The 17248-nt window shown below is 66.8% G+C and carries 18 protein-coding genes; 6 read left to right on the forward strand and 12 right to left on the reverse strand.

The window, feature by feature from the left end:
* Positions 1 to 12: 12 nt before the first annotated feature.
* The 6 genes from aroG to CXB49_RS20620 form a co-directional block, all read right to left on the reverse strand.
* Entirely contained in the window at positions 13 to 1071 is a 1059-nt protein-coding gene (aroG, locus tag CXB49_RS20595; protein ID WP_101710100.1) for a 3-deoxy-7-phosphoheptulonate synthase AroG, read from the reverse strand.
* A gap of 140 nt (positions 1072 to 1211) precedes the next feature.
* On the reverse strand, positions 1212 to 1622 hold the full coding sequence (gene dksA / locus CXB49_RS20600) for an RNA polymerase-binding protein DksA (RefSeq protein ID WP_101710101.1): 411 nt from the start codon (positions 1620 to 1622) through the stop codon (positions 1212 to 1214).
* 283 nt (positions 1623 to 1905) lie between these two features.
* A complete protein-coding gene (locus tag CXB49_RS20605; protein ID WP_101710793.1) occupies positions 1906 to 2211 on the reverse strand; it encodes a c-type cytochrome in 306 nt (101 codons plus the stop codon).
* Between the two features lie 75 nt (positions 2212 to 2286).
* The gene (locus CXB49_RS20610) at positions 2287 to 2871 is read right to left on the reverse strand and encodes a YggT family protein (protein ID WP_101710102.1); all 585 of its coding nucleotides are present in this window, start codon (positions 2869 to 2871) and stop codon (positions 2287 to 2289) included.
* A 9-nt stretch (positions 2872 to 2880) separates the two neighbouring features.
* A complete protein-coding gene (gene proC / locus CXB49_RS20615) occupies positions 2881 to 3684 on the reverse strand; it encodes a pyrroline-5-carboxylate reductase (RefSeq protein ID WP_101710103.1) in 804 nt (267 codons plus the stop codon).
* Positions 3685 to 3733: 49 nt separating this feature from the next.
* Positions 3734 to 4429 carry a YggS family pyridoxal phosphate-dependent enzyme gene (locus CXB49_RS20620; protein ID WP_101710104.1) on the reverse strand — a complete coding sequence of 232 codons (696 nt, stop codon included), beginning with the start codon at positions 4427 to 4429 and terminating at the stop codon, positions 3734 to 3736.
* A 254-nt stretch (positions 4430 to 4683) separates the two neighbouring features.
* Here CXB49_RS20620 and CXB49_RS20625 point away from each other — a divergent pair, with 254 nt between their 5' ends.
* The 6 genes from CXB49_RS20625 (at position 4684) to CXB49_RS20650 (ending at position 12690) form a co-directional block, all read left to right on the forward strand.
* The gene (locus CXB49_RS20625; RefSeq protein ID WP_101710105.1) at positions 4684 to 5178 is read left to right on the forward strand and encodes a molybdopterin-dependent oxidoreductase; all 495 of its coding nucleotides are present in this window, start codon (positions 4684 to 4686) and stop codon (positions 5176 to 5178) included.
* A 22-nt stretch (positions 5179 to 5200) separates the two neighbouring features.
* Positions 5201 to 6922 carry a hybrid sensor histidine kinase/response regulator gene (locus tag CXB49_RS20630; RefSeq protein WP_101710106.1) on the forward strand — a complete coding sequence of 574 codons (1722 nt, stop codon included), beginning with the start codon at positions 5201 to 5203 and terminating at the stop codon, positions 6920 to 6922.
* A 140-nt stretch (positions 6923 to 7062) separates the two neighbouring features.
* Entirely contained in the window at positions 7063 to 8100 is a 1038-nt protein-coding gene (locus tag CXB49_RS20635) for a type IV pilus twitching motility protein PilT (RefSeq protein WP_101710107.1), read from the forward strand.
* Between the two features lie 123 nt (positions 8101 to 8223).
* On the forward strand, positions 8224 to 9360 hold the full coding sequence (locus CXB49_RS20640; protein ID WP_101710108.1) for a PilT/PilU family type 4a pilus ATPase: 1137 nt from the start codon (positions 8224 to 8226) through the stop codon (positions 9358 to 9360).
* 25 nt (positions 9361 to 9385) lie between these two features.
* A complete protein-coding gene (locus CXB49_RS20645) occupies positions 9386 to 10999 on the forward strand; it encodes a response regulator (RefSeq protein WP_101710109.1) in 1614 nt (537 codons plus the stop codon).
* Between the two features lie 77 nt (positions 11000 to 11076).
* A complete protein-coding gene (locus CXB49_RS20650; protein WP_101710110.1) occupies positions 11077 to 12690 on the forward strand; it encodes a response regulator in 1614 nt (537 codons plus the stop codon).
* 29 nt (positions 12691 to 12719) lie between these two features.
* Here CXB49_RS20650 and CXB49_RS20655 read toward each other — a convergent pair whose 3' ends face one another.
* The 6 genes from CXB49_RS20655 to CXB49_RS20680 all read right to left on the reverse strand — a co-directional run bounded on the left by CXB49_RS20655 (position 12720) and on the right by CXB49_RS20680 (position 17178).
* A complete protein-coding gene (locus tag CXB49_RS20655) occupies positions 12720 to 13463 on the reverse strand; it encodes a TIGR00266 family protein (RefSeq protein ID WP_233492873.1) in 744 nt (247 codons plus the stop codon).
* The gene (gene moaE / locus CXB49_RS20660) at positions 13460 to 13933 is read right to left on the reverse strand and encodes a molybdopterin synthase catalytic subunit MoaE (RefSeq protein WP_101710112.1); all 474 of its coding nucleotides are present in this window, start codon (positions 13931 to 13933) and stop codon (positions 13460 to 13462) included. Before moaE ends, CXB49_RS20655 begins: the two co-directional genes overlap by 4 nt.
* A 1-nt stretch (position 13934) precedes the next feature.
* Complete coding sequence (moaD, locus tag CXB49_RS20665; RefSeq protein WP_101710113.1) at positions 13935 to 14186, reverse strand: molybdopterin converting factor subunit 1; 252 nt, start codon at positions 14184 to 14186, stop codon at positions 13935 to 13937.
* Positions 14187 to 14282: 96 nt separating this feature from the next.
* Complete coding sequence (locus CXB49_RS20670) at positions 14283 to 15158, reverse strand: transporter substrate-binding domain-containing protein (RefSeq protein WP_101710114.1); 876 nt, start codon at positions 15156 to 15158, stop codon at positions 14283 to 14285.
* Between the two features lie 245 nt (positions 15159 to 15403).
* Complete coding sequence (gene fba / locus CXB49_RS20675; protein ID WP_101710115.1) at positions 15404 to 16468, reverse strand: class II fructose-bisphosphate aldolase; 1065 nt, start codon at positions 16466 to 16468, stop codon at positions 15404 to 15406.
* An 80-nt stretch (positions 16469 to 16548) separates the two neighbouring features.
* The gene (locus CXB49_RS20680) at positions 16549 to 17178 is read right to left on the reverse strand and encodes a LysE family translocator (RefSeq protein WP_101710116.1); all 630 of its coding nucleotides are present in this window, start codon (positions 17176 to 17178) and stop codon (positions 16549 to 16551) included.
* Positions 17179 to 17248: the final 70 nt, after the last annotated feature.

The raw sequence follows: 17248 nt of genomic DNA on the forward strand, positions 1-17248 counted from the left end.
TACGGGCGGCGTTTACGCGGCGGCGCGGCGCGCCTTCACCGCGTCGGCCAGCTGCGTCAGCAGCTTCTCGGTGTCGTCCCAGCCCAGGCAGCCGTCGGTGATGCTCTGGCCGTACTTCAGCTCGCAGCCGGGCTTCTGGTCCTGGCGGCCCTCGACCAGATGGCTCTCCACCATCACGCCGAAGATGTTGCGGTCGCCGCCGGCGATCTGGCCGGCGATGTCGGCGCTGACCTCCATCTGGCGGCGATAGTCCTTGCGGCTGTTGGCGTGGCTGAAGTCCACCATCAGCTTCTGCGGCAGGCCGACCGCGGTCAGCTCGGCGGCGGCGGCGCGCACGTGCTCGACCGAGTAGTTCGGCTCCTTGCCGCCGCGCAGGATCACGTGGCAGTCCGGATTGCCGCCGGTGGAGACGATGGCGGAATGACCGGTCTTGGTCACCGACAGGAAATGGTGCGACACGCTGGACGAGCGTATCGCGTCGACGGCGATCTTCAGATTGCCGTCGGTGCCGTTCTTGAAGCCCACCGGGCAGGACAGGCCGGAAGCCAGCTCGCGGTGCACCTGGCTCTCGGTGGTGCGGGCGCCGATCGCGCCCCAGCTGATCAGGTCGGCGAAATACTGCGGCGTGATCATGTCGAGGAACTCGGTCGCGGCCGGCATGCCCAGATTGTTCAGCGTCAGCAGCAGGCGGCGCGCGATGCGCAGGCCGGCGTTGATGTCGTAGGACTCGTTCAGGTGCGGATCGTTGATCAGGCCCTTCCAGCCGACGGTGGTGCGCGGCTTCTCGAAGTAGACCCGCATCACCACCTCCAGCTCGCCGGCCAGCGCCTGGCGCAGCGGCGCCAGCTTCTGCGCGTACTCGACGGCGGCTTCGGTGTCGTGGATCGAACAGGGGCCGATCACCACCAGCAGCCTGTCGTCCTCGCCGCGCAGCAGCGCCGCGATGTCGCGCCGGGTGTTGTAGATCAGCTCGGAAGCGGACTCGCTGATCGGCAGTTCATACAGGTGGGCGATCGGAGGAAGCAGTTCCTTGATCTCGCGGATTCTGACGTCATCGGTCTGGCGTTGCATGCTTTGGTCCCTTGGCTATATCGTTTTCTGCATAGCAGCAAGATAACCGGATTTGTCCGCGGGCGACAACTGCCGCGCGGCAAGCATGCAAAAAGCGCCACGGCCTGACGGCGGTGGCGCTCGATTCCGCGAAGCGTCGCTTAGTCGGCGTATTGGCGCTTCATGCGCTCGCGGCGCTCCTGCGCCTCGACCGACAGCGTGGCGGTCGGCCGCGCCATCAGCCGCTTCAGGCCGATCGGTTCGCCGGTGTCCTCGCAGAAACCGTAGGAACCATCTTCGATCTGGCGGATCGAGGCCTGGATCTTCTGCAGCAGCTTGCGCTCGCGGTCGCGGGTACGCAGCTCCAGCGCGTATTCTTCTTCCAGCGTGGCCCGGTCGGCCGGGTCAGGCGTGGCTTCCTGTTCCTGCAGATGGCTGGCAGTGGCGTTGGCGTTTAGCAGCAACTCCTGCTGCATCTGCAACAACCGGTCCTTGAAGAACTCAAGGTGGTCGGCGTTCATGTAATCATCGCCTTCCCAGTTGAGGATATCCTGTTCGGTCAGCTTGGCCATGTTTGGTGCTTCCAGCATTGAGTTGGCAACAGGCGGAGAAGATTACCGGCGGGCCAATGTTTGCGCAACTGTCTTGAGCTTGAATCCAAATAATCACCCACTGCCGCTAACATTTGATATAGCCCGGTTTTTCTTCGATAACAAGTCCGCCAAAATTCGATGAAAGGCAATCAATTCGCCGGTTTCGACCGGCGCCGGCCCGACAAGTTCAAAGGCGGCCCGGGCCGCCTTTGCAAGCAGGCAAATCCGTTGCGGACTTGCCTCAATTAAATCCGAGCGCAACTTATTTCTGGCTCAGCACCCACTTCACCAGCGCGCGCAGATCGGCGTCCGGGATATTCGGATGCGGCGTCATCGGAATCGGTCCCCACACGCCGGAACCGCCGTTTTTCACCTTGGCCATCAACATCGCCTCGGCGCCCTTTTGACCGGCGTATTTTTTCGCCACGTCCTTGTAAGCGGGGCCGACGATCTTTTTGTCCACCGCATGACAGGCGGTACAGCTGTATTTCTGCGCCAGCTGCAAATTGGCCAGGGCGGGGGCGGCGGCGGCGCCCATCAGCAGGGCCGCGAGCAGAATCTTTTTCATCATGGTTCTTCCTATCGTTTCACAAAACCGCCAGCCCGGACGAGCCGGCGGTCAAGGTATGACAGATAACCCGTTTTACTGGGCGACGACATTGAGTTGCATCAAAAAGCCCGCTTCCAGCATACGTACCGGCAGCATCAGAATCACCTGGATGATGATCAGCAACACCAGCGGCGACAGGTCCACCCCGCCGACCGCGACGCGGCGGAACGGCCGCAGGAACGGCCGGGTCAGGCTGTCCAGCACCGGCGCCAGCGGATTATAGGGATTGACCCAGCTGAGCACCGCCTGCACGATCACCGCGCCCATCAGCAGCGTCAGCGACTGCTTGAACACCTCCAGCAGCGACAGCAGCGCCAGCGCCACCCACACCTGCGGGAAGGCGAACACCTCCGGCACCGAGCCCAGCAACAGCATCAGCACGTTGGCCAGCAGGCAGGTCAGCCAGGCCAGCAACATGGTCGCGGTATCGTAGTTGCGCACCGACGGCACCAGCTTGCGCGCCGGCACCACCAGAAAATTGGTGGCGGCCATCACGAACTGGCACACCGGATGCTTGAACGGCGCGCGCACCACCTGCAGGTAGAAGCGCAGCAGCAAGACCAGCACGAACAGGCCGGACAAGGTCTTGATCAGGAATTGCAGGGTATCGACAAGCATGATCTTCGCTCACTCCTGGCTCAGTTGTTGGCCCATCTCGATCGAGCGCTCGCGACAATCCATCGCGCCGGCGACGATGGCCGCCTTGACGCCGTCGGCCTCGAAGCGCGCGATCGCGCGCTCGGTGGTGCCGCCCTTGGACATCACGTTCCGCCGCAGCGTCGCCACCGGCAGCGGACTTTGCCGCGCCAGCTCGACGGCGCCGTCGAAGGTCGCCAGCACCAGCTCGCGCGCCCGCTCCTCGTCGAAGCCGGCCCGCGCCGCGGCCTCCATCATGCTCTCGATGAAATAGAACACATAGGCCGGACCGCTGCCGGACACGCAGGTGATGTCGTCGATGCCGCCCTCGTCGGCCAGCCACACGGCCTGGCCGGTCGCGCGCATGATGGTCTCGGCCGCCGCGCGGTCGGCCGCCGGCACCGCCGCGTCGGCGTACAGACCGGACATGCCCTTGCCGACCAGCGCCGGCGTGTTCGGCATCACCCGCACGATGCGCTCGCTGCCCAGCCAGCGCCTGAGCGCGTCCAGCCGGATGCCGGCGGCGATAGACACCACCAGCGCGCCGTTCAGCCGCGGCGCCAGCGCCAGGCACAATTCGCGCAGCTGCTGCGGCTTGACCGCCAGCACCACCGCGTCGTCGGCGGAAAAGCGTTCCGGCAGCGCCTGGCCGCCGCTGCAGCCGAAGTCGGCCGCCAGCTGGTCCAGCTTGTCCTGCTGATGCTCGACCACGTGGATGCGATGGCCGCCCTGGGCGGCCAGGCCGCCGATGATGGCGCCGGCCATATTGCCGCCGCCGATGAAAGTGATCTGCATGGTTTCCCCCTGGATGCCGCGGCTTCCGGCAGCGCCGGAAGCGAAATCGTTATTGCCGGTAATCGCGCCGGCCGAAGATGGCCGAACCCACCCGCACCACGGTGGCGCCTTCCGCCACCGCCAGTTCCAGATCGGCCGACATGCCCATCGACAGCGTGTCCAGCGGCAGGCCCTCGGCCTGCAGCGCCTGCTGCAAGCGGCGCAGGCCGGCGAACTGCGCCGCCAGCCGCGCCGCGTCCTCGGTCGGCTCCGGCACGCACATCAGCCCGCGCAGCCTGAGACGCGGCAGCGCCGCCACCGCGCGCGCCAGCGCCGCGGCCTCCTCCGGCGCGCAGCCGCTCTTGCTGTCCTCCCCGGACACATTGACCTGCACGCAGACATTCAGCGCCGGCAGATCGTCCGGGCGCTGCACCGACAGCCGCTCGGCGATCTTCAGCCGGTCTATCGAATGCGCCCAGTGCGCGCGCTCGGCGACAATACGGGTCTTGTTCGACTGCAAGGGGCCGATGAAGTGCCATTCTATCGCCAGGTCGGCCAGCGCTTCGCTTTTCTGCTGCAACTCCTGCACATAGTTCTCGCCGAAGGCGCTGAGACCGCAGCCGTGGGCGGCGCGCACGTCGGCGGCGGGGAAAGTCTTGCTGACCGCCAGCAAGGCGACCGCGTCCCGCGGCCGGCCGGCGGCGGCGCAGGCTGCCGCCAGACGCGCGCGAAGCTGTTCGAGGCGAGCGGAAAGGGAATCTGTCATCGGTATCCGTTCATGGCCCGGACGCGCCGGGATGGGCTTGTTGCCGGAGATTGTAGGGAAAGCCGCCGCCGATCACAATCGAACCGCCGACGGCGCGGACGGCCTCCCCGGCCCGGCCGCCCGACCGAAAGGCGGGCTGGCGGCAACAAAGCCATGTTGCCGCCAGGCACATGCGGTATGATATCCGGGCAGCGCATTAAACAGATGCATGCCGTAAGATTGAACAGCCACAGCGGATATCGATCCTAGCAGCCATGATTGCCAAGCTTTCCGGTTTTTTTCTGCTCGCCAGCCTGGCCTCCGGCCCGGCGCAGGCCCAGGCCGACCCCGTCCTGCTGACGGTATCCGGCGAGATTTCCCACTACACCGACCCGGCGCGCAAGCTCTACCAGTTCCGCGAATCGGAGTTGCAGGCGCTGCCCCAGCACACCAACGTCACCGCCACCACCTGGACCTTGCGTTCCGCCTTCAGCGGGCCGCTGATGCGCGACATCCTGCAAAAGGTCGGCGCCCGCGGCCCGCGGGTGAAATTCCGCGCGCTGAACGACTACGCCTACACGCTGGACGCCGCCGAGCTGCGGCAGTATCCGGTGATACTGGCGCGCTCGCAGAACGGCAAGAAGATGGACATCGCCAACCGCGGCCCGCTGTGGCTGATGTATCCGCTGGAAGACATGCCGCCCAATCTGCGCGGTCCGCTGCTGGACGCCAAGCTGGTGTGGCAGGTCGATCGCATCGAGATCCAGTAGCGCGACCGCCCCGAGAAACGCCGTGAGCCGAACACTCCGTACCCTGCTGAAGGACGTCTCGCCGACGCTGCTGATCCTGTTCTTCGTCGGCGCTTCCGGCATCTATTTCGCCATCGAGCGATACGTCGCCGCCCGTTCGCTGTCCGGCCACAGCGAGGACCTGTACTGGACGGTGGCGCAGCTGCAGGTGGAGCTGGAGCGCTCGCGCGCCGAACTGGTGCGGCTGAAGGCCGGCGAGATCGGCGCCGAGCAGGCCGAGACCCGGCTGCAGATCGCCCAGAGCCGGGCGCAGGACTTCACCGAGCCGTCCTCGATCCATAACACGCTGGACGGCATCGCCGGCTTCGACAATCTGACCGGCATGCTGCGGCGCTTCTTCCAGGACCGCCGGCTCAGCCAGCCGGATCCGGCCTCGGCCCAGCCGCTGATAGACAATATCGACAGCATCCGCCCGGTGCTGGCCGAGTTCGCCGTGCAGTCGCGGGTGTCGGAAGTGGCGTCGCGCGAGGCGCGCAACAAGGACCTGGAACACAATCAGCGGCTGGTGTCGCTGTGGTTCGCGCTCTGGGTCGGCATCTGCATCATCATCCTGGTGCTGCTGTACCGCTACCGCGGCGCGCGGCGCGACATCGCCTCGCACCAGGCGCTGCTGGAAAAGGAGCGCGCCGCCCACCAGGCGACGGTGTCGGCCGAACTGGACCGCACCACCTTCCTCGCCACCATCAGCCACGAGATCCGCTCGCCGCTGCAGACCATGCAGGTGTGCGTGGAGCTGATCGAGCCCAGGATAGAATCGTCCAGCAAGGCCTACACCGCGCTGGTGCGGCTCAAGGCCAGCATGTCGCACCTGATGACCCAGGTCCGCGACATCATGGACATCTCGGCGATACACAATATGCAGTTCCGCCTGAATCCGGAGGACGTGGACCTGGCCGAGATCCTGCAGGAGGCGATAGACGCCTACCGGGTGCAGCTGGACAGCAAGAACCTGAAGCTGCACGTGTCGCTGCCGCAACAGGCCGGCCGCGTGCGGCTGGACGGCGGCCGGCTGCGCCAGATCGTCGGCAACCTGGTGTCCAACGCCATCCGCTACACCGACCACGGCGAGGTGTCGGTGACCGCGCGCATCGAACACCGCAACGGCTTCCACCTGCTGGAGATCCGGGTGGCCGACACCGGCATAGGCGTGCCGGCCGATCTGCAGTCGCGCATCTTCCAGCCGTTCTTCCAGGGCCGGCAGCGCCGCGCCGGCAGCAGCGGCCTGGGCCTCGCCATCGTCCGCGAACTGGTCAGCCTGCAGGGCGGCGAGGTGGAACTGAAAAGCGAGGAGGGCCGCGGCTCCGAATTCACCGTGCGGCTGCCGATCAGCCTGCAGCAAGGCGCCGCCACCGATCCGCGCGCCATTCTGCTGATAGACGACGACCCCAACATACGCGAGCCGTTCGCCGACTGCCTGGAGCTGGACGGCTACGCGGTGGCCACCGCCAGTTCGGCGACCGAGGCCTGCCGGCTGATCGCCGAGCGCGCCTTCAGCACCATCCTTCTGGACATGCAGCTGGGCGCCGACAGCGGCTACAGCGTCGCCGAGTTCGCCCGCGCCAGCGGCAACCGCCACGCCGCCATCATCGCGATGACCGCCTACCCGGACGAATACAGCGATCCGCGCGCCAGCTGGTTCGCCGAGAAGCTGGAAAAACCGTTCGACCTGAACCGGCTGCGCAGCATATTGCGGCAGCGGCGCTAGCCGCGCCGGCGCTTCCTCGCGATTTTGTTGCGTCCGGCGTCGGCAGCGTCGAGAATGCGCTTAACCGCATCAAGGGCCGCCGTCCGGCGGCGAGGGCAGCCAACCGCGGCAGCGGCCGCGACATCGAAACGGGTCAACACATGGAAATTTCCGAGCTGCTGGCATTCACCGTCAAGAACAAGGCCTCCGACCTGCACCTGTCCGCCGGCCTGCCGCCGATGATACGGGTCAACGGCGACATCCGCCGCATCAACCTGCCGCCGATGGACCACCATGACGTGCACGACATGGTGTACGACATCATGAACGACTACCAGCGCAAGATATTCGAGGACACCTTCGAATGCGACTTCTCGTTCGAACTGCCCGGCATCGCCCGTTTCCGCGTCAACGCCTTCGTGCAGAACCGCGGCATGGCCTCGGTGTTCCGGGTGATTCCCAGCAAGGTGCTGTCGCTGGAGCAGCTGTCGGCGCCGCGCATCTTCCAGGAAATCTCCAGCTACCCGCGCGGCCTGGTGCTGGTGACCGGCCCGACCGGTTCCGGCAAGTCGACGACGCTGGCGGCGATGATAGACTATGTCAACGAAAACGACTTCTCGCACATTCTTACCGTGGAGGACCCGATCGAGTTCGTCCACGAAAGCAAGAAGAGCCTGATCAACCAGCGCGAGCTCGGCCTGCAGACCCACAGCTTCTCCAATGCGCTGAAGAGCGCGCTGCGCGAGGACCCGGACGTGATCCTGGTCGGCGAATTGCGCGATCTGGAGACGATACGGCTGGCGCTGACCGCCGCCGAAACCGGCCACCTGGTGTTCGGTACGCTGCACACCAGCAGCGCCGCCAAGACCATAGACCGGATCGTCGACGTGTTTCCGGCCGGCGAGAAGGAAATGGTGCGCTCGATGCTGTCGGAATCGGTGCGGGCGGTGATCGCCCAGACGCTGTTGAAGACCAAGGACGGCCAGGGCCGGGTGGCGGCGCACGAGATCATGATGGGCACGCCGGCGATACGCAATCTGATCCGCGAGAACAAGATCGCCCAGATCAACTCGATGATACAAACCGGTCAGCAATACGGCATGCAGACGCTGGACCAGTGCCTGTCGGACCTGGTGCGCCGCAATATCGTGTCGCCGGGCGAGGCCCGCGCCAAGGCCAGCAACAAGGACGCCTTCTAGCGCCGGAAACGCCGCCGATCCTATTCCTCGCCGGACTTTTGGCAGAAAGCCGCGGCCATAATCGCCTGCTGCCGGCAACGATAGCAGGCTAGACTGTAAGCAGCCCACGCAGGATACGCCGCCATGGAAAAAGACCAGGCATCCAAGTTCATCCACGATCTGCTCAAACACGCGATCGGCAAGAATGCCTCCGACGTTTTCATCTCTCCCGACTTCCCGCCGGCGATGAAGATAGACGGCAAGATCACCCCGGTGGCGCCGCAGCCGCTGTCGGCCCAGCAAAGCAAGGAATTGGTGCGGGCGATCATGAACGATCGCCAGACCGAGGAGTTCGAGACCCGCAAGGAAGCCAATTTCGCGATCAATCCACCCGGCATCGGCCGCTTCCGCGTCAGCGCCTTCGTCCAGCAGGGCGCCGTCGGCATGGTGCTGCGCAAGATCAACACCGACATCCCCAACTTCGACCAGCTGAATCTGCCCGAGGTGCTGAAGGACATCGCGCTGATCAAGCGCGGGCTGGTGATCTTCGTCGGCGGCACCGGCTCGGGCAAGTCCACCTCGCTGGCCGCGCTGGTGGACTGGCGCAACAGCACCAACCAGGATCACATCATCACCGTCGAGGATCCGATCGAGTACGTGCACGCCCACAAGAAGTCCATCGTCACCCAGCGCGAGATCGGCGTCGACACCGAGAGCTGGGAGATCGCGCTGAAGAACACGCTGCGCCAGGCGCCGGACGTGATACTGATGGGCGAGATCCGCGACCGCGAGACCATGGGCTACGGCCTGCAGTTCGCCGAGACCGGCCACCTGTGTCTGGCCACCTTGCATGCCAACAACGCCAACCAGGCGCTGGACCGCATCCTCAACTTCTTCCCCGAGGAACGCCACCAGCAGGTGCTGATGGACCTGTCGCTGAACATGCGCTCCATCATTTCGCAGCGGCTGGTGCCGCACAAATCCGGCCGCGGCCGGGTGGCCGCGGTGGAAATCCTGTTGAACAGCCCGCTGGTATCGGACATGATCTTCAAAGGCGAGATCGCCGGCCTGAAGGAAGTGATGGCCCGCTCGCGCGAAGCCGGCATGCAAACCTTCGACCAGTCGCTGTTCGAGCTGTTCGAGGCCGATTTGATCACCTACGAGGACGCGCTGCGCAACGCCGACTCCATCAACGACCTGCGCCTGAGAATCAAGCTGTACAGCGAAAGCGGCCGCAACCGCGACCCGCTGGAAGGCATCGACCACCTGGATATCGTCTGAACCGGCGCCACGCCACCCGAGAATCATGCATTTTGACGCCAATACCTCCGTACTGATCATCGAAGACTCCCATACCGTGCGCCAGGGTTTGCGCACCATGTTGTCGATGGCCGGCATTACCCGCTCCGACGCGGTCGGCAACGCCAGCGAGGCGCGCAACCGCCTGCGCGGCAAGCACTACGACGTGGTGCTGTGCGACTACAACCTCGGCGAGGGCATGGACGGCCAGGAACTGCTGGAAGCGATGCGCAAGGGCGGCAACCTGCCGCTGTCCACCATCTGGATCATGATCACCGGCGAGCGCCACTACGAACGCGTGGTGGCCGCCGCCGAAATGGCCCCGGACGACTACATCCTGAAGCCGTTCGCCTCCCAGCTGCTGCTGGACCGGATGAACCTGGCCGGCCAGCGCAAGACCTTCCTCGCGCCGGCGCACAAGCTGCTGGCCCAGGGCAAGGTGGAGCAGGCGATACAGGTGCTGCTGCAACTGGCGCGCGAGACGCAGAACGCGCAGTACCGGCTGGACGCCAAGCGCCTGACCGCCGAGCTGCTGGTCAACGAGGGCCGCCAGGGCGAGGCGCTGACCATCTACCAGGAGCTGCTGACGCAGCGGGTGATCCCCTGGGCCAAGATGGGCGTCGCCCGCATCGTCGCCGAGCAGGGCGAGACCCACGAATCCAACTCGCTGCTGCGCGAGATCATCGCCGACGCGCCGCGCTACACCGACGCCTACGACCTGTTGGCGCAGAACCTGATAGACGACGGCCAGTACCAGACCGCCGCCGCCGTGCTGGAAAAGGCGGTGGCGATCTCGCCGCGCAACTTCAACCGGCTGAAGAGCTGCGGCACCGCGCTGTTGCGCTGCGGCGACCCGGCCAAGGCGGCCGACTACCTGCAACGCGCGGTGGAGATAGGCCGCAACAACAATTTCTTCGGCCCCGACGTGCTGGTGGACCTGCTGCAGGCCTATAGCGAAAGCGACCAGACCCAGCAGCTGGACCGGCTGCAGGCCGAAATCGCCAGCCGCATCGACGAGCTGCCCGGCGGCCAGCTGACGATGGCCGTGTGCCGCGCGCTGACCGCGCTGGCGCAGAAACGCCCCGCCGACGCGCAGACCCTGCTGCAATCGGTGGCCGAGGAATTGCGCGCGCGCGAAACCGACTTCGTCAACGCCCAGCGCTTCCTCGCCGCCGCGGTGCGGCTGCCGCCGGAGCAAAGCAGCGACCTGCCGCAGCAATGGGCGCACAGCATCGCGCTGCGCTTCGCCGACGGCCGCCACGAGCTGGGCACGCTGCTGGAGGTCGCCCACAAGCACCAGGCCTGTCACGACGCCATCGAAACCGCCTACGACACGCTGCAGACCGACAGCAACAAGGCGGTAGAGCTGGCCAGCGCCGGCAAGCTGGAAGAGGCCGCCGCCATGCTCTACCTGCTGTCGCAAAAGACGCTGAACGAGCGCATCAGCATGAACGCCTGCGCGCTGCTGCTGCGCACCTGCGAAAGCCGCCACAAGGCCGGCCAGAACTTCGCCGTCGAAGACAAGCAGGTGCTGCAGCTGCTGCAATGGCTGCCGGAGGACAACGAGCGGGTGCGCGGCTTCGTCCGCCGCCACCAGGCGCTGGACCCGGATTGCGAATGAGCCGGCGCCGCGCCCGGCCGACAGGCGGGCGCGGCCACCGCCGCTTTTGACCGACACCGCTGCTTGCGAGGCTGCAGATGGCATTCGACGCGAACACCACCGTACTGATCATCGAGGACTCGCAAAGCATGGCGCAGGGCATACGCGGCATCCTCGCGCAGGCCGGCGTCACCCAGTCGGAAACCGCCAGCCACGCCGGCGAGGCGCAGAACCGGCTGCGCGCCCGCCGCTACGACGCGGTGCTGTGCGACTACAACCTGGGCCAGGGCATGAACGGCCAGGAGCTGCTGGAGACGATGCGCAAGAGCGGCGCGCTGCCGCTGGCCACGCTGTGGGTGATGATCACCGGCGAGCGCAACTACACCCAGGTGGTCACCGCCGCCGAAACCGTACCCGACGACTACATCCTGAAACCGTTCACCTCGCAGCTGCTGCTGGACCGGCTGGAGGCGGCGGCGCGGCGCAAGGCCTGGCTGGCCCCGGCGCACAAGCTGCTGGACAAGGGCAAGGTGGAGCCGGCGATCCAGACGCTGCGCGACCTGGCTCAGCAGGCCGACAACCGCCTGTACCGGCTGGACGCGCAGCGGCTGTGCGGCGAGCTGCTGGCGCGCGAGGGCCAGTTCGAGCCGGCGCTGCAGCTGTACCGCGCGGTGCTGGCCCAGGACGAGCAGCCGTGGGCCAAGATGGGCATCGCCCGCGTGCTGGCCCGGCAGGGCGACAGCGCCGCGTCCAACACGCTGCTGGACCAGGTGATCGCCGTCGCGCCGCGCTACACCGAGGCCTACGACCTCTTGGCGCAGAACATGGTGGACGACGGCCAGTACCAGGAAGCGGCCGCGGTGCTGGAAAAGGCGGTGGCGATCTCGCCGCGCAACGTCACCCGGCTGCACCACTACGGCACCGCGCTATTGCGCAGCGGCGAGGCCGCGCGCGCGGTGGAACCGCTGCAGAAGGCGGTGGAGATAGGCCGGAACAACAGCGTCTTCGGCCCGGAGGCGATGGTGGACCTGCTGCAGGCGCGCAGCGAAAGCGGCCAGACCCAGCAGCTGGACCGGCTGCAGAACGAGATCGCCGCGCAGATGGGCCGGCTGCCCGGCGGACCGCTGACGATGGCGGTGTGCCGCGCGCTGGCGGCGCTGGCGCAGCAGCGGCCGCAGCAGGCGCTGGAACAGCTCAGCGACGGCGCCGAGTGGCTGCGGGCGCCGGAAACCGACTTCGGCAGCGCGCTGCGCTTCTTGTCGGCGGCGGCGCGGCTGCCGGACAAAGAGGGCGCGGCGCTGGCGCCGCAATGGGCGCGCACCATCACGCTGCGCTTCGCCGACGGCCGTCACGAGGTCGGCAGCCTGCAAGAGGCCGCGCAGCCGCACGCCGCCTGCGCCGAGGCGATCAACCAGGCCTACGCCGAGCTGGAAAACCAGAGCCGGGCCGCGCTGGAGCTGGCCAATCAGGGCCAGTTGGAAGAGGCCGCCGCCATGCTGCTGCGCGAGGCGATGGCCAGCCTGAACTGCCGGCTGGGCATGTACGGCTGCGCGATGCTGCTGCGCATCGCCGAAAACCGCCAGCAAGCCGGCCAGGACAGCGCCGACCAATTGCAGGGCCTGCGCCAGCTGCTGCACTGGCTGCCGCACGACAACGAGCGCATACAGGGCTTCGTCAAGCGCCGCCAGGCGCTGCTGCGCCACAAGGACTGAGAAGGACTGGGCGGGACGGACCCGCCCCGCTACTTGGACTCCCCGCCGGCGCGCGGCGCCGCGGCGGCCAGGCGGTCGGCCAGCCGCGCCAGCGGCAGCGACTGCAGCCACACCCGGCCCGGACCGGTCAGCTTGGCGAAGAACAGCCCCTCGCCGCCGAACAGCGCGCTCTTCAGCTTGCCGACGTACTCGATGTCGAAATCGACGCCGGGCTGATACGCCGCCACGCAGCCGGCGTCGACCCGCAACACCTCGCCGGGCCGCAGCTGCATCTCGGTCAGCGCGCCGCCGGCGTGCAGGAAGACGTAGCCGTCGCCCTCCAGCTTCTGCATGACGAAGCCCTCGCCGCCGAACAGGCCGGCGCCGATGCGCCTCTGCCAGGCCAGACCCAGGCTGACGCCCTTGGCGCCGGCGAGAAAGCTGTCCTTCTGCGCGTACAGCACGCCGCCCAGCTCCAGCAGGTGCAGCGGCACGATCTTGCCCGGCGTCGCCGCGGCGAAGGCCAGCCTGCGCCGCCCGTCCGCCTGATTGGCGAACACGGTGGTGAACAGCGAGGCGCCGCCCAGCAGCCGCTTGCCGGCGCCCAGCAGCGAGCCGAGCACGCCGCCGCAGTCGGAACCGTCGCCGAACACCGTGTCCATCGCGATACCGTCCTGCATGTAATACAGCGCGCCGGCCTCGCCGACCGCCGCCTCGCCCGGCCCCAGCTCCACCTCGACATACTGCATGTCGTCGCCGAAGACCTGGTAGTCGATCACGTCCATCGTCATCATGCCTCCCCCGCGCCGTCCCAGCGCGCAGCGGCGGCCGCGTCGCTGGCCTTGGCGTCGACCCAGTGGCGGCCGCCGTCGGCCAGGATCTCGCATTTCCAGAACGGCGCCTGCCGCTTCAGGTAGTCCATCAGGAAGGACGCGGCCTCGAAGGCGTCGAGACGGTGGCTGCTGGTCGTCACCACCAGCACGATGGACTCGCCCAGCGCCAGGCGGCCAACGCGGTGTATCAGCGTCACCCCCTTCAGCGACCAGCGCCGGCGCGCCTCGCAAACGATGTCGGCGAGCGCCCGCTCGGTCATGCCCGGATAATGTTCCAGTTCCAGCGCCACCACGTCCTGGCGATCGCCGTAGTCGCGCACCAGGCCGGTGAAGCTGACCACGGCGCCGCAGGCCGGATTGGCCGACCAGCGCCTGACCTCGGCGCCGACGTCGAAGTCCTCGGTTTGCACCCGGATGTGGTTGACCGTCATCTCAGCCCCCGGTCACCGGCGGAAACACCGCCACCTCGTCGCCGTCGGCCAGCGCCGTGTCGGCCCGCGCCATCTGCTGATTGACCGCCACCCGGAACACCCGGTCCGCCGCCAGCTCCCGCGCCCAGGACGGGCCGCGCTGGCGCAGCAGGACCAGTAGGGCGTCCACGGTGGCCGCCTCGCAATCGAGCCGTTCGCTCTCGACGCCCAGGGTCTCGCGCAACCTGGCGAAATACAGCAGGTTCAGTGTCATGTCTTTCCTTCCCGGTCCGCGCGCCGGTCGTTGCCAGATGCGTCCAGTGTAAGCAATCGACCGCCGCCGGCCAATGCTGCTTATGGCCTAGGCCGCTTATGGGCTGGGCGCGCGGTCGCGCTGCGGATCGAACCACATCGTCGCGTCGCCCAGCGGCGTATCGGGCGGCAACAGCGGATTGGACAAGACGATCAGCCGGCGCTCGCTCATCCGGGCCTGGCGCAGCACGTCGCGGTGGTATTGCCAGAAGATGGCGTCGAAGCTGCCGTCGGCGCGCATCCGCTGCAGGCCCAGCTGCAGCCGCGCCGCCAGCCGCGGATTGTCGCGCTGGCAGAAGAAATAATAGGGCCACGGATAATAGATCAGCAGATGCTGCTCGACTTCCAGGTTGGGGTAGCGCTCGTGGTACTGCTGGTATTCGCCGAACACTTCGAGCACGCTGCGCGGCAACAGGTCGAAACGGTGGTTGCTGAGCATGCCGAACAGGCTGTCGTAACGGCCGGTGCTGACCCGGATGGCCGCGGCGCGGTAGACCTGGACGTCGCCCCAGTCCTTGCCCTGGCCGACCTGGAAGCGGCCAAGCCCGGCCAGCGTCCGCACCTGGTCGAATTCCGGCTGCCGCCTGCCGTCTATCAGCGCGATACGGTAGCCGAGCAGGCCCTTGCGCAGATCGACGCGCACCGGCAACAGCTGGCGCTCGCGCAGCGCCGAGGTGGAGCTCCAGGCGACATCGATGCCGCCGCCGCGGCGCAACTCCTCCAGCGAGCGCTCCTCCTCCATCGGCAGCCGGCTGGCCTCCAGCCGGTACGGTCCGTAGCGGTCCACGGTCTTGTCCAGCGCCGTGCGCAGCAGGACCAGCAGATCGTCATAGCGGTGATCGCTGGCGGCCTCGGTCGCCGGGTACACCACCCGCATCGGATCGGCGGCCAGGCTCGGGTGGCACAGGCATGCCAGCAGTATCCACCTCCACATCGCCCACACCCCCGCCCCGCATGCACTCCATCCAGCATAGGCGCGCGCGGCTCCGACGGCGAAAAAAAACCCGCCTCTGGGGCGGGTCGGGCATTCAGCGATGCCATGGTCGCCGACGCGCACACTCGCGCGGCCGGTGTCCAGTCGGCATACTATTCCCTTTCCTGAAATGACAAATGAATTATTGCAGCAGAAGCAGCAGCTTGCAAGCCTGTTTACATCCGGATTACAAACCGCCGCCGCGCTCAGCGCACGATCTGCGCCAATTCGCCCTTCAGGTACAGGTTGGCCATGGTGTCCAGATTGATGCCCTTGATCTTGCTGGCCTGGCCGGCGGCGCCGAAGGCCTCGTAGCGCGCGATGCAGATGTCGCGCATCGCGACGATGGTCTTGGCCAGGTATTTGCGCGGGTCGAACTCGGCCGGGTTCTTGGCCAGGAATTCGCGGATCGCGCCGGTGGACGCCAGACGCAGGTCGGTGTCGATATTGACCTTGCGCACGCCGTGCTTGATGCCCTCGACGATTTCCTCGACCGGCACGCCGTAGGTTTCGCCGATGTCGCCGCCGAATTCGTTGATGATCTTCAGCCAGTCCTGCGGCACGCTGGACGAGCCGTGCATCACCAGGTGGGTGTTCGGGATGCGGGCGTGGATTTCCTTGATGCGGTCGATGCGCAGCACGTCGCCGGTCGGCTTCTTGCTGAACTTGTACGCGCCGTGGCTGGTGCCGATGGCGATGGCCAGCGCGTCGACGCCGGTGTCCTTGACGAAGCGGGCGGCTTCTTCCGGATCGGTCAACAGCTGGCTGTGGTCCAGCACGCCCTCGGCGCCGACGCCGTCTTCCTCGCCGGCCATGCCGGTTTCCAGGCTGCCCAGGCAGCCGATCTCGCCTTCCACCGACACGCCGCAGGCGTGGGCGAAGTTGACCACGGTGCGGGTGACGCCGACGTTGTAGTCGTAGTCGGCCGGGGTCTTGCCGTCGGATTTCAGCGAGCCGTCCATCATCACCGAGCTGAAGCCCAGCTGGATCGAACGCTGACAGACGTCCGGGCTGGTGCCGTGATCCTGGTGCATCACCACCGGGATGTGCGGGAATTCCTCGACCGCGGCCAGGATCATGTGGCGCAGGAAGGGCGCGCCGGCGTATTTGCGGGCGCCGGCCGAAGCCTGCACGATCACCGGCGCGTCGACCTTGTCGGCGGCTTCCATGATGGCGCGCATCTGCTCCAGATTGTTGACGTTGAAGGCCGGCAGGCCGTAACTGTATTCAGCCGCGTGGTCCAGCAGCTGGCGCATGGAAACGAGTGCCATGAATCTCTCCCTCATGGGCCCCGCCTGGGCGGAGCCTGTTGCGAAAAACGGGCGGCCGGCATCGCGGCCGCCATGATGGTTTACTGCCGCGTCAGCCCGGTCAGCAGCAGGCCGGCGCCGACGAAGGCGCCGCCGCTGAAGCGGTTGACCATGCGCAGACGGCTGGCGCTGTTCAGCCAGCGCGCGAGCCGGGCGCCGCCGCTGGCGTAGCTCAGCTGCCAGCACGACTCGATCAGATAGAACGTGGCCGCCAGGATGGCCAGCTGCGGCCCCTGCGGCTGGTGCGCGTTCATGAACTGCGGGAACAGCGCGGTAAAGAAGATGAAGGCCTTGGGGTTGCTCATCGCCACCAGGAAGCCGCGGCGGAACAGCGCCCACGGACCGTGCCGGCCGTTGTCGTCGCCGGACAGCTCGGCCACCGGCCGCGGCAGGCTGCGCCAGGTCTTGACGCCCAGGTACACCAGATACAGCGCGCCGGCGTACTTGACGATGGAGAACAACAGCTCCGACGTGGCCAACAGCGCGCCCAGGCCGGCCACCGAGCCCAGCATGATCAGGCCCAGCGCCGTCATCAGCCCGAAACAGGTCATCAGCGTGCGGCGCACGCCGTAATGGATGCCGTGCGTCATCGCCAGCAGCATATTGGGGCCGGGCGTGGCGGAAACGAAGAACACGGTGGTAACGAACAACAACCAGGTTTGCAGCGGCATCACATTCTCCAGACGGGGGAATAGCCGCCAGTATAGCGGAGAGGCCGCTCCAAGCGGCCGATCCGCGCCG

Origin of the sequence: Chromobacterium sp. ATCC 53434 (genome assembly GCF_002848345.1) — a bacterium.
Classification (GTDB): domain Bacteria; phylum Pseudomonadota; class Gammaproteobacteria; order Burkholderiales; family Chromobacteriaceae; genus Chromobacterium.

Bases quoted from the DNA above. Each gene is read 5' to 3' on its own strand.
- aroG (WP_101710100.1), bottom strand. From the start codon at position 1,071: ATGCAACGCCAGACCGATGACGTCAGAATCCGCGAGATCAAGGAACTG.
- dksA (WP_101710101.1), bottom strand. From the start codon at position 1,622: ATGGCCAAGCTGACCGAACAGGATATCCTCAACTGGGAAGGCGATGAT.
- CXB49_RS20605 (WP_101710793.1), bottom strand. From the start codon at position 2,211: ATGAAAAAGATTCTGCTCGCGGCCCTGCTGATGGGCGCCGCCGCCGCC.
- CXB49_RS20610 (WP_101710102.1), bottom strand. From the start codon at position 2,871: ATGCTTGTCGATACCCTGCAATTCCTGATCAAGACCTTGTCCGGCCTG.
- proC (WP_101710103.1), bottom strand. From the start codon at position 3,684: ATGCAGATCACTTTCATCGGCGGCGGCAATATGGCCGGCGCCATCATC.
- CXB49_RS20620 (WP_101710104.1), bottom strand. From the start codon at position 4,429: ATGACAGATTCCCTTTCCGCTCGCCTCGAACAGCTTCGCGCGCGTCTG.
- CXB49_RS20625 (WP_101710105.1), top strand. From the start codon at position 4,684: ATGATTGCCAAGCTTTCCGGTTTTTTTCTGCTCGCCAGCCTGGCCTCC.
- CXB49_RS20635 (WP_101710107.1), top strand. From the start codon at position 7,063: ATGGAAATTTCCGAGCTGCTGGCATTCACCGTCAAGAACAAGGCCTCC.
- CXB49_RS20640 (WP_101710108.1), top strand. From the start codon at position 8,224: ATGGAAAAAGACCAGGCATCCAAGTTCATCCACGATCTGCTCAAACAC.
- CXB49_RS20645 (WP_101710109.1), top strand. From the start codon at position 9,386: ATGCATTTTGACGCCAATACCTCCGTACTGATCATCGAAGACTCCCAT.
- CXB49_RS20650 (WP_101710110.1), top strand. From the start codon at position 11,077: ATGGCATTCGACGCGAACACCACCGTACTGATCATCGAGGACTCGCAA.
- CXB49_RS20655 (WP_233492873.1), bottom strand. From the start codon at position 13,463: ATGATGACGATGGACGTGATCGACTACCAGGTCTTCGGCGACGACATG.
- moaE (WP_101710112.1), bottom strand. From the start codon at position 13,933: ATGACGGTCAACCACATCCGGGTGCAAACCGAGGACTTCGACGTCGGC.
- moaD (WP_101710113.1), bottom strand. From the start codon at position 14,186: ATGACACTGAACCTGCTGTATTTCGCCAGGTTGCGCGAGACCCTGGGC.
- CXB49_RS20670 (WP_101710114.1), bottom strand. From the start codon at position 15,158: ATGTGGAGGTGGATACTGCTGGCATGCCTGTGCCACCCGAGCCTGGCC.
- fba (WP_101710115.1), bottom strand. From the start codon at position 16,468: ATGGCACTCGTTTCCATGCGCCAGCTGCTGGACCACGCGGCTGAATAC.
- CXB49_RS20680 (WP_101710116.1), bottom strand. From the start codon at position 17,178: ATGCCGCTGCAAACCTGGTTGTTGTTCGTTACCACCGTGTTCTTCGTT.